This window comes from Pseudomonas sp. H3_C08 (assembly GCF_054669455.1).
The window spans coordinates 2,903,260-2,915,223 of the sequence record NZ_CP162803.1 but is presented as its reverse complement, the minus strand read 5'-3'; the positions used below and the strand labels follow the sequence as shown (position 1 = coordinate 2,915,223).

Sequence of the window (11,964 nt, the reverse complement as noted above, 5' to 3'; positions counted from 1 at the left end):
ATCGTGGAGTGCCAGATGAAAATTGCTTGACTGATACACCTCTATCGCGAGCAGGCTCACTCCTACAGGGGATTTGTGTTGTTTGTCAGATAGCCTGCTGGCTCTTGAGCGTCTGCTCCAGTGCCTGCACGCAACGCTCTTCGGCGGTATCGAGTTCCAGTTTCATCTGTTCGATATCCAGCAACTGCTGTTCCAACTGCTCGCGGCGCTCGGTGATTTTCGCCAGCATGCTGTTGAGCTGTTTGGTGTTACCGCTGGAAGGGTCGTAAAGCTCGATCAGTTCACGGCATTCGGCCAGCGAGAAACCGATGCGCTTGCCGCGCAGGATCAGCTTCAGACTGACCTTGTCGCGTGGCGAATAGATACGTTCCTGGCCACGGCGCTCAGGGCTGAGCAGGCCTTGCTCTTCGTAAAAGCGGATCGCCCGGGTGGTGATGTCCAGCTCGCGGGCGAGGTCGGAGATGCTGTAAGTCTGGCTGCTCATGGAAGCGCTCGAAAAAAGGTCTTGGCGCTAAGCTAATGGCAGGTTGACGTTTACGTCAAGCAGGATGATTTTGTGTTGCATTTGATTGCCTCTTCGCGAGCAGGCTCGCTCCCACATTCGACCGCATTACTTCAGTCGGAGAGCAATCTTCTGTGGGAGCGAGCCTGCTCGCGAAGAACGATAATGCGGTGTAATTTCTTACACCTTATCCAGCTTCTTCTCCTGCGCCGTCACCTGCTGGCACAACTCGATCATCTGCTCGCGCATCCAGCGATTCGCCGGATCCTGGTCCGTGCTTTCATGCCAGTACAAGTGCGTCTCCACCGGCGGCACATCATTCACCGGCAGGTTAAACGCCTGCAGCTCATGCCGACGGGCGAAGCGCTCAGGCACCGTCATGACCATGTCGGTTTGCTGCATCACTTGCGACGCCATCAGATAATGCTGCGAGCGCAGGGCAATCTTGCGCTGAATGCCCATTTTGCCCAGCGCCAGATCGACATAACCCAGACCACTGCGACGGCTGGAAATATGGATATGGGTCAGCGACAAGTAATCATCCAGCGAGAGCTTTTCCTTGCCTGCCATCGGATGGCCCTTGCGCATCGCGCAGACGTAACGGTCTTCCATCAGCTTGACGTGGCGCACCTGCGGGTCGGTGTTGAGTGGCGCATCCACGGCGAAATCCAGACGTCCGGCGGCCAGCTCTTTGGTGGTCTCGCGGCGCTTGGACAGAAAGCTTTCGATGATCACGGTCGGCGCCAGACGGCGCAGGCGCTGGAACAGCGGCGGCAGAATCACCGCTTCGGTGAGGTCGGTCATGCTGATGCGGTAAGTCTTGACCGCCTGCGCCGGGTTGAAAATGCGGCTTTCCTGAACCGACACACGCAGCAGCGACAAAGCGTTGCGCACCGGGCCGATGATGTTCTGCGCCATCGGCGTCGGCACCATGCCCTGAGCCGTGCGCACGAACAGCGGATCGTTGAAGGTTTCGCGCAACCGCGCCAAGGCGTTGGACACCGCCGGCTGGGTGATACCGACAATCTGCCCGGCGCGGGTCAGATTGGCTTCGGTGTAGATCGCGTCGAAGACGATGAAAAGGTTGAGGTCGACCTTACTCAGATTCATAACGCGGCTTCTCTTGTTATTTAGGGCAGTGTTTTAAGGGCTGGCAATCAGCCGATCATATATCGGTGATGAATGTTTATACACGCCGAGAATAGGCTAGGTAAATTATCAACGCTGTTCTAGCATCGATTGCATGACTTAAACAACCTCTGCCCAAGAAGGTAATTGATCATGGATTTCGCTTATTCGCCCAAGGTGCAAGAACTGCGTGAGCGCGTGACCGCGTTCATGGACACTTACGTTTACCCGGCCGAGGCGGTGTTCGAGCGCCAGGTTGCCGAAGGCGATCGCTGGCAGCCGACGGCGATCATGGAAGAGCTCAAAGCCAAGGCCAAGGCCGAAGGTCTGTGGAATTTGTTTCTGCCTGAGTCGGAACTCGGTGCCGGTCTGACCAACCTCGAATACGCACCATTGGCGGAAATCATGGGACGTTCGCTGCTCGGGCCGGAACCGTTCAACTGCTCGGCGCCGGACACCGGCAACATGGAAGTGCTGGTGCGCTACGCCAACGAAGAACAGAAACAGCGCTGGCTCGAACCGCTGTTGCGCGGTGAAATCCGCTCGGCATTCGCCATGACCGAACCGGACGTTGCCTCTTCGGACGCGACCAACATGGCCGCCCGCGCCGTGCGTGATGGTGACGAGTGGGTGATCAACGGTAAAAAATGGTGGACCTCCGGCGCCTGCGATCCGCGCTGCAAAATCCTCATCTTCATGGGCCTGAGCAATCCTGATGCGCCGCGCCATGCGCAGCACTCGATGATCCTCGTGCCGGTCGACACCCCCGGGGTGAAAATCGTCCGTCCGCTACCGGTGTTTGGCTACGATGACGCTCCGCATGGCCACGCCGAAGTGCTGTTCGACAACGTGCGTGTGCCGTACGAAAACGTTTTGCTCGGTGAAGGCCGTGGCTTCGAGATCGCTCAAGGTCGCCTTGGCCCAGGCCGGATTCACCACTGCATGCGCTCGATCGGCATGGCTGAACGGGCCCTGGAATTGATGTGCAAACGTGCGGTAAGCCGCACTGCATTCGGCAAACCGCTGGCGCGCCTGGGCGGTAACGTCGACAAGATCGCCGACTCGCGGATGGAAATCGACATGGCACGTCTGCTGACGCTGAAGGCGGCGTACATGATGGACACCGTCGGTAACAAAGTGGCGAAAAGCGAGATCGCGCAGATCAAAGTCGTTGCGCCGAACGTCGCACTGCGGGTGATCGACCGAGCGATTCAGATGCATGGTGGGGCCGGGGTGTCGAACGATTTCCCGCTGGCCTACATGTACGCCATGCAACGCACATTACGTCTGGCCGACGGCCCGGACGAAGTGCACCGCGCGGCGATAGGCAAATTCGAGATCGGCAAATATGTGCCGAAGGAAATGTTGCGTAGCGGTCATTAAGACCGCGTCGCCTGCTTCGCGAGCAAGCTCGCTCCCACATTAAACCGCATTCCAAATGGAAGAATGCGATCCCTGTGGGAGCGAGCTTGCTCGCGAAGGGGCCTGAACATTCAGTACATAACCATCAGGCTCAATACACCCAAACCTCAACCCGCCGATTTTTGATCCTTCCTTCATCGACATTGTTCGCCGCCACCGGCATCAACGCGCCAAACCCGCGAACCTCGCGCAACACCACGCCGTTCTTCACCAACTCCCGTCGTACCGCCATCGCCCGCAGCTTTGACAGCAGATCCGCGCGTGCCGGGTCGTCCTTGGCATCACCAAACCCGACCAAGGTCACCGCGCGTTCAGTCTTGTCATGACGCTTTATATAGTCGAACACTCGCGCCAGATCCTGACGCGCCTTGTTATCCAGCGTCGCGCTGCCTTCTTCAAAACGGAAATTCACCGTCAGACGCTGGGCGTGACGGCTGAGGGATTGATAGCCCTCGGGCATCAGTGCATTCGGCGCGACGCTCATCGCATGCACGGTCTGGCTGATAAAACCGTTTGCCGCGACAATCGCCTGGCCCTGACGGCTCTGCGCAAACGTCACCAAGGCTTTCGCCCAAGGATTGTTGCTTTCGGGCGGTAGATAGAAGAACAACCGCCGCGACAGTGGATAGTCTTCGGTAGCGATCAGGCTGTTGAGCGGCAGCATCGACTGCGATGCGCCATCAGCAATGGCCACGGCTTTGGCCTGACGCACGTAGGGCAAACCGATGAAACCGATGCCTTGCGGATCCGAGCTCACGGCGTCGGACAATTGCTCGCTGGATTCAAAGCGTTTCGCCGTGCTGTTCAGACTTTTCCCACGCCGGCTCAAGACGAGTTCCTTAAACGTGTCGTAAGTGCCGGACTGATCATCGCGCGCATATAAATGAATCGCACCGCCACGCCCGCCGAGGTCTTCCCAGGTTTTCACATCGCCAGCGAAGATCCGCGCCAGTTGCTCGGTGTCCAGTTGCTGCAGCGGATTGTCGGGATGAAGGATGATCGCCAGGCCATCAATGGCGATGACTTGTTCGGCGGCGGGGCTTTTCAGATCGCCCAGTGATTGCAGGGTCTGTAACTCACTGTCCTTGATCTCGCGGGAAGACGCGGCGAGGTCGGCGCAGGCATTTTTCAACGCGGTGAAACCGGTGCTGGAACCGTGGGCGGCGACTTCAACGACCACGCGTTTACCTTCGCTGGTCTGGCCGACGATGCGCAGTTCGTTGGCGGTGTCCGGGGTTTCGCGGTGGATTTTCAGCAGGCCTTGCTCTTGCAGCAGGCCCTCAACGAGTGCCGGCCCGAGTTCGGCGCCGATGGTGTTGGAACCTTGAATGCGCAGCGCGGGGCCGTTTTCAGGGAGGGGCAGGGTGGCGGCAGAAACCGTCAACCACGCACTCAAGAGAAACACGCACAGAACACGCAGGGTCATGCCGGCACCGAATCAAGCCAAGGGGATTGCCGGGGAGATTAAGTCAGGCGCATGACCGAAAGATGACACCGATTCAATGTAGGAGTGAGCCTGCTCGCGATAGCGGTGTACCGGTCAACATTTATGTCGTCTGATTCACCGCTATCGCGAGCAGGCTCACTCCTACAGGTATTGCGTAAGGCTAGGGATCAGCTGAGTTCCAGCCAGATCGGCGCATGATCGGACGGTTTTTCCATCCCGCGCAATTCATAGTCGACACCCGCTGCCTTCACCCGTGGCAACAAACCATGCGACGCCAGAATCACATCGATGCGCAGCCCGCGCTTCGGTTCATCCTCGAAACCACGGCTGCGGTAATCGAACCAGCTGAACATGTCGGTCACATCCGGGTTCAAGTGGCGATAGCTGTCGGTCAAACCCCAGTTTTTCAGGCGCGCCATCCACTCGCGCTCTTCCGGCAGGAAGCTGCATTTGCCGGTTTTCAGCCAGCGCTTCATGTTGTCCGGGCCGATGCCGATGTCGCAGTCTTCCGGGGAAATGTTCACATCGCCCATCACCACCAGCGGCTGTTCGTTGTGGAACTGGTTTTCCAGCAGCGCTTGCAGATCGCTGTAGAAACGCTGCTTGGCGGGGAATTTGGTCGGGTGGTCGCGGCTTTCACCCTGAGGGAAATAGCCGTTCATGATGGTCACCGGTACGCCATTGGCGTCGGCGAACGTGCCCCAGATAAAGCGACGCTGAGCGTCTTCTTCGTCGGTGGCGAAACCTTTATGGATGGCGATCGGCTCCTTGCGCGAGAGCATCGCCACGCCGTAATGGCCTTTCTGGCCGTGGAAATACACGTGGTAGCCGAGGGCGCGGACTTCTTCGAGCGGGAACTGGTCGTCGTGGACCTTGGTTTCCTGCAGACCGATCACGTCCGGCTGGTGTTTTTCGATCAGCGCTGCCAGCTGATGCGGACGGGCGCGCAGTCCGTTGATGTTGAAGGAAACGATCTTCATGGTCGGCAGTCCTGGCAAAAGGGCGATGCTAGCTGACATGGGGGAGATGGGCCAGTGTGGGGTAGGAGAAATCACTTTTGTCTGTGGGATTTGTGTTGTCAGCAATGGCGCCATCGCGAGCAGGCTCACTCCTACAGGGGGAACGCATTCCAAATGTAGGAGTGAGCCTGCTCGCGATAGCGTCCGCCCAGTCGATGAAGATCCAAGGTTGGTCTATACCTGTGGGGAACCACGCCACCCGTAAAAGGTTCGTACCAACAAGAGCGCCGCCATTTGAACGCGCCCCGGGGAGAGTCACTGTCATGCCTGAAACCCAGACCGCCATCGCCGACATTCATATGCTCGACCGCGGCTATTCCCGCGAAGCCCGCTCGCTGCTCTATCAGGCCTATCGCCACGAGCCGACCTTCGGCTACCTGTTCGAAGCCGAGCGCCCCGGCTACGAGCAACGGGTGCGGGCGACGGTGCGGGAACTGGTCAAGCAACACTTTCTGCAGGACCTGCCGGCCATCGGCCTGCTGGTCAACGACCGTCTGATCGGCATCGCCCTGATCGCGCCACCGCAACGCCGTTTGGGCATCACCGAAAGCTGGGCGTGGCGCCTGCGCATGGTGCTCAGTACCGGTTTCCGCTGCACTCGGCGCTATCTGGAGTACCACGATGCCGTTGCTGCCTGTGTACCCAGCGATTCCGTGCACATGTTGCCATTGCTGGGAATTCATCCGCAGTTCCAGGGCAAACACTTCGGTGAACAATTGCTGACCGCCGTACACAACTGGTGCGCCGTCGACGAAACCTCGCAAGGCGTGGTGCTCGACACCGGCAACCCGCGTTACCTGGAATTCTATAAAAGACAGGGTTACGAAGAGATCGGCGAAGTTGCCGTCGGCCCGGTGCGCGAACACGTATTTTTCCACGCCAATCCGCAGGTGTTACAAACTGCAACAGCATGACAATCGAACTTCTTGGGAAATTTCCTGTTCTATCACGCTCCCAAGCCCGTGATAGCATCCGCGCCTATGAAGTTTCCAGGAAGATTTACCAGTGGCGTGTTCTTGCTGTTATCCAGCTGTGCGGCACTGGCGCAAAGTGAATTGGATGTGCGGATCAAACCGTCCAACGATGAACTCAAGGCCAATATAGAAGGCTATATCGGCAGTCTCGGCGACCGTGACGAAGAAGCCCTGCAGCGCTTCAGTCGCGGTGCCGAAGAGCAGGCGCGCAAAGCGGCTCAGGCGTTGGGCTATTACCAGCCGCAGATCGAAAGTGACGTCAAGGGCGGCGACAAGCCGCGCCTGGTGTTGAACATCGATCCCGGCGAGCCGATTCATCTGCGCAACGTCACCATTCGTGTCGACGGCCCGGCTGCCTCCCTCAAATCCTTTCGTGTACCGAAAAGCGACGCGCTCAAGTCCGGCGCGGTGCTCAACCATGGGCGTTACGAAGACGCCAAAAGACTTATTCAGAATCAGGCCTCGCGCTTCGGTTTTTTCAGTGGCCATTTCACCCGTCAAAAACTCATGGTCGACCCGCGCGCCGGGGTGGCCGACATCGAACTGATCTACGACAGCGGCCCGCGTTATGCGCTGGGCAAAGTCAAATTCGAAGGCGACACGCCGTTCGACGAAGATTTGCTGCAACGCATGGTGCCGTTCAAGGAAGGCGAGCCGTACGATTCCGAGCTGATCGCAGAGCTGAACCGTGATTTGCAATCGAGCGGTTATTTCGAAGGCATACGCGTCGATGCCGCACCGACCGCCGCGAAGAACGATGTGATCCCGGTCGACGTCAAACTCGACACGCGCAAGCCACGGACCATGGGCCTGGGCCTCGGTTATTCGACCGACGTCGGCCCGCGCATCAAAGCCAACTGGACGCGCCACTGGGTCAACCCGCAGGGCGACAGCTATGGCTGGGAAGCCGAACTCTCGGCGCCTCGGCAAAACGTCGGGCTGTTCTACGACATCCCGCTCGACCCGCCACTGACCGACAAACTGCGTTGGGCCGGCGGCTATCAATTCGAAGACATCGACGGCTCCGACACCCTGAGCAAACTGCTGACCTTCGGCCCGGAATGGCACAGCAAATTACCGAGCGGCTGGCAGCGGGTGATCTCGCTGAAATGGCAGCGTGAAGAATATGAACTCGGCGATGACTCCGGCCTGAGTACCTTGCTGATGCCCGGCATCAGTTACTCGTACCTGAAAAGCGATAACCGCATCGACCCGCACAACGGCTATCGCCTGAGCTTCGAAAGCAAAGTGGCGAAGGAAGGCCTCGGTTCGGACAACAACCTTCTGTATGGCACGGCGCTGGTCAAAGGCCTGACCACAGTATTCGACAAACATCGCTTCCTGGGTCGCGTGCAGGTCGGTGGCAGCGCCACCAACGGCTACAACTCGGTGCCGCCGTCGCTGCGCTTCTTTGCCGGTGGCGATCAAAGTGTGCGCGGTTACGACTACCAGAGCCTGTCCCCGGAAAACTCCAAAGGCGATCGCATCGGTGGCCGCTACATGGTCGCCGGCAGCGTCGAGTATCAATACTCGATCGCCGAAAAATGGCGTGTGGCGACCTTCGTCGACCAAGGCAACTCCTTCAATAAACTCGAACTGCCGAACCTCAAGACCGGGGTCGGCATTGGTGTGCGCTGGGTCTCGCCGGTGGGGCCGATCCGCCTCGACCTGGCCCACGCACTCGACGACGATGGCGGCATCCGGCTGCACTTTTCCATGGGGCCTGAGCTGTGAAGCGTGGTTTGAAAATTACGGCGCTGGCGTTGTTGGCGCTGGTGTTGTTGATTGTATTGAGTGTCACCGCCGTACTCGGCACGGCGGCCGGCAGCCGCTGGGTGCTGGGGCTCGTGCCGGGGCTGAAGGTGGAGAATTTCCAGGGTCGCCTCGGCGGGCAATGGAGTGCCGATCATCTGCTGTGGCAGCAGGACAGCAGCCGCGTCGAGCTGAACAAGGCAATCTTCGCCTGGTCGCCGCTGTGCCTGACGCGCATGACCCTGTGCATCGAACAGCTCAAGGCTGATCAGGTCATCCTGCAATTTCCACCGAGCGAAGAAACCACCGAAAGCGGCCCGATCAAACTGCCGGATCTGCAATTGCCGGTGGCCATCGAACTGGGCGACGTGCAGGTTGGCAGCCTGTTGTTCAACGGCAGCGAACAGCTCAAGGGTTTGCAACTGGCGGCGCACTGGACCGCGCAAGGCATGCAGATCGACAGCGTGAAATTGCAGCGCGACGAGCTCAGCCTGAACCTGTCCGGCACACTCACGCCGACCGGCAACTGGCCGCTGAACATCAGCGGCGACCTGACGTTGCCGTCGCCGGGCACGGGGCCGTGGACGCTGGCGTTGAAGATCGACGGTGACCTGTTGAAAACCCTCAACCTGCATGCCGACAGCCGGGGTTACCTCGACGGCCAGTTGAGTGGTGAATTGCAACCGCTGGCGGAGAACCTGCCAGCCAAGGTGCGCATCACTAGCGAGGCGTTCAAACCGAGCGCCGACCTGCCGGACACCCTGCAACTCAACCAACTGGTGCTGACCGGTGAGGGTGACCTGAAAAGCGGTTACCAGCTCAACGGCAACGCCACGCTGCCTGCCGACAAAGGTCCGGTCGCGCTGTTGCTGCAAGGCAAAGTCGACGCCAGTGGCGCGCAGATTGCCGGTCTCGACCTGACGGCCAACGACAAACAAAGCCTGAAACTCACCGGCAGTGTTGACTGGAGCAAAGGCCTCAGCGCCCAAGCCAACATCAACTGGCAGGACTTTCCGTGGCATCGGCTCTACAACGAAATCGACGAACCTGAGGTCGCTTTGCGCACCTTCACGGGCGAAGTCTCCTACACCGATGGTCAGTACCTCGGCAACTTCGCCGCCGCACTGGATGGCCCGGCGGGCGCGTTTACCCTGAGCAGTCCGTTCAGCGGAAGCCTTAAACAGATCGCTTTGCCGCAATTGAAAATGCAAGCCGGGCAGGGCAAGGCTGAAGGGCACGTCAATGTGCAGTTCGCCGATGGCATCGCCTGGGACACCGCGCTAGAGCTGTCGGCGCTGAATCCGGCGTACTGGGTCGCCGAGTTGCCGGGCACCTTGGCCGGGCCGCTGAAAAGCCAAGGCGAAATGAAGAACGAGCGCCTGAGCCTGACCGCTGATCTCGACTTGAAAGGCAAACTGCGCGGGCAACCGGCGATCCTCCAGGCCAAGGCTGACGGTGCTGGCGAACAGTGGAATCTGAATGCCCTGCAAATCCGCCTCGGCGACAACAGCATCAGCGGCAAGGGCAGTCTGCAACAGAAACTCACCGGGCAGATCGATATCAAGCTGTCGCGACTGGCCCAGCTCTGGCCGCAACTGCGCGGGCAGGTCAACGGGCAGGTCAACGTCGCCGGCACGTTGAAAGCACCGCAGGGCAAACTCGATCTGCAAGGTTCGCAATTGGCCTTCCAGGACAATCGCCTGCAAAGCCTCAACCTTGATGCGACTCTCGACAGCGCACAGCGGGCAAAGATCGATCTGAAAGGCAGCGGCATTCAGGCCGGCGACACTAACTTGGGCGTTTTGACCGCCAGCGCTCAAGGCGACATCAAAAAGCAGAAACTCGACCTCGATCTGATCGGGCCGAAGCTGAAACTAGCCCTCGGTCTGGATGGCAATCTGGACAAGGGCAACTGGCGTGGTCGTCTGGCCAGTGGCGATATTCAGGCCGGTGGCCAGGACTGGAAACTGCAAAGCCCGGCCAAGCTCGAACGTCTGGCAGACGGCAAAATCAACTTTGGCGCGCATTGCTGGATGTCCGGCGACGCCAGCCTGTGCGGTGAAGATCAACGGCTGATGCCGGAGCCGAAACTGCGCTACCACCTCAAGCAGTTCCCGATCGAAAGCCTCGCGCAATGGCTGCCAAAAGATTTCGCCTGGAAGGGTAAGCTCAACGCCGATCTGCAACTGGATCTGCCAGCGAGCGGCCCGAACGGTGTTGTCAGCATTGACGCCAGCGGCGGCACCTTGCGCATGAAGGAAAAGGATCAGTGGCTGGACTTCCCGTACCAGACCCTGAAACTCACCAGCAAACTCACGCCCAAGCGCGTCGATACCGAACTCAATTTCGTCGGCGGCAAACTCGGCGAGTTGATGGTGCAGGCACAGCTCAACCCGTTGCCGAAAAACAAACCGTTGAGCGGCTCGTTCCGCCTCTCCGGGCTGGATCTTTCGGTGGCGCGGCCGTTTGTGCCAATGGTCGAAAAACTCACCGGGCGCCTCAACGGTAGCGGCACCATTTCCGGTGGATTGCTCGCGCCGCTGGTCAACGGCACCGTTCAACTCAGCGATGGCGAAGTGTCCGGCGCCGAGTTGCCGATGGAGCTGCAGAATCTGCAACTCACCGCTGTGATTGCCGGCGAATCGGTACGCCTCGACGGCGGCTGGAAAAGCGGCAAGAGCGGGCAGGGCAGTCTGAACGGTAACGTCGCCTGGGGTCAGGCGTTGGTGGTCGATCTGGCGCTCAAAGGCACGCAATTGCCGGTTACGGTCGAGCCGTATGCCAAGCTGGAAGTGGCCCCGGATCTGAAGATTTCCATGGCCGGCGATGAGTTGGCGATTGCCGGTAAGGTGCAGGTTCCGCGAGGCGAAATCACCGTGCGCGAATTGCCGCCATCAACGGTCAAAGTCTCCGATGACACGATCATCGTCGGTGCGCAGACCGAAGAGGGTAAACCACCGATGGCGATGAAAATGGACATCGACGTCGTGGTCGGCGAAGACAAACTGGCCTTCGCCGGTTTCGGCCTGACGGCCAACGTGAAAGGCCATGTGCACATCGGCGACAACATGGACACCCGTGGCGAACTGTGGCTCAACGACGGTCGCTACAGTGCCTACGGCCAGCGCCTGCAAGTGCGGCGGGCGCGTCTGTTGTTCGCCGGCCCCCTCGATCAACCGTATCTGGACATCGAAGCGATCCGCCAGACTGACGACGTGATCGCCGGTATTCGCCTGAGCGGCAGTGCCGAGCAGCCGACTACGCAGATCTTCTCCGAGCCGGCGATGAGCCAGGAGCAGGCGTTGTCCTATCTGGTCTTGGGTCGTCCGCTGAGCACCAACGGCGAAGACAACAACATGCTCGCGCAAGCGGCGTTGGGTCTGGGCTTGATGGGCAGCTCCGGGGTCACCAGCGGTCTGGCCAAGGATCTGGGCATTCAGGATTTCCAGCTCGACACCCAGGGCAGCGGCAACACCACCAGCGTGGTCGCCAGCGGCAATATTTCCGAGAAGCTCAGCTTGCGCTATGGCGTTGGCGTGTTTGAACCGGCCAGCACCATTGCGCTGCGCTACAAGCTGAGCAAGAAGGTCTATGTCGAGGCGGCGAGTGGCGTTGCGAGTTCGCTGGATATCTTTTACAAGCGCGATTTCTAGACTGTAACTGGTTATTTGAACCGAGGCGCGGCCTTCGCGAGCAGGCTCGCTCCCACATTTGGAATGC

The 11,964-nt window shown here is 59.4% G+C and carries 8 protein-coding genes; 4 read left to right on the top strand and 4 right to left on the bottom strand.

Annotation, left to right across the window (positions count from 1 at the left end; genetic code table 11):
• Positions 1-85: 85 nt before the first annotated feature.
• On the bottom strand, positions 86-484 hold the full coding sequence (locus AB4N74_RS13330) for a MerR family transcriptional regulator (protein ID WP_007917234.1): 399 nt from the start codon (positions 482-484) through the stop codon (positions 86-88).
• A gap of 198 nt (positions 485-682) precedes the next feature.
• Positions 683-1,612, bottom strand: a complete 930-nt coding sequence (locus AB4N74_RS13325) for a LysR family transcriptional regulator (RefSeq protein WP_016986544.1) — start codon at positions 1,610-1,612, stop codon at positions 683-685.
• 171 nt (positions 1,613-1,783) lie between these two features.
• On the opposite strand from AB4N74_RS13325, the gene AB4N74_RS13320 reads away from it, so the two are divergent.
• Positions 1,784-3,013 (top strand): acyl-CoA dehydrogenase, encoded by a 1,230-nt coding sequence (locus AB4N74_RS13320; protein WP_093434163.1) that lies wholly within the window; start codon positions 1,784-1,786, stop codon positions 3,011-3,013.
• A gap of 130 nt (positions 3,014-3,143) precedes the next feature.
• Here AB4N74_RS13320 and AB4N74_RS13315 read toward each other — a convergent pair whose 3' ends face one another.
• Together AB4N74_RS13315 and xthA are read right to left on the bottom strand one after the other, a co-directional pair.
• Entirely contained in the window at positions 3,144-4,478 is a 1,335-nt protein-coding gene (locus AB4N74_RS13315; protein ID WP_460100686.1) for a substrate-binding domain-containing protein, read from the bottom strand.
• Positions 4,479-4,666: 188 nt separating this feature from the next.
• A complete protein-coding gene (gene xthA, locus AB4N74_RS13310) occupies positions 4,667-5,479 on the bottom strand; it encodes an exodeoxyribonuclease III (RefSeq protein WP_460100685.1) in 813 nt (270 codons plus the stop codon).
• Positions 5,480-5,781: 302 nt separating this feature from the next.
• On the opposite strand from xthA, the gene AB4N74_RS13305 reads away from it, so the two are divergent.
• The 3 genes from AB4N74_RS13305 to AB4N74_RS13295 all read left to right on the top strand — a co-directional run bounded on the left by AB4N74_RS13305 (position 5,782) and on the right by AB4N74_RS13295 (position 11,897).
• Positions 5,782-6,432 (top strand): GNAT family N-acetyltransferase, encoded by a 651-nt coding sequence (locus AB4N74_RS13305; protein ID WP_007912451.1) that lies wholly within the window; start codon positions 5,782-5,784, stop codon positions 6,430-6,432.
• 66 nt (positions 6,433-6,498) lie between these two features.
• Positions 6,499-8,226: an autotransporter assembly complex protein TamA gene (locus AB4N74_RS13300; RefSeq protein WP_460100684.1), complete on the top strand. Its 1,728-nt coding sequence runs from the start codon at positions 6,499-6,501 to the stop codon at positions 8,224-8,226.
• Positions 8,223-11,897, top strand: coding sequence for a translocation/assembly module TamB domain-containing protein (locus AB4N74_RS13295; protein ID WP_460100683.1), 3,675 nt, complete (start codon positions 8,223-8,225; stop codon positions 11,895-11,897). Before AB4N74_RS13300 ends, AB4N74_RS13295 begins: the two co-directional genes overlap by 4 nt.
• Positions 11,898-11,964: the final 67 nt, after the last annotated feature.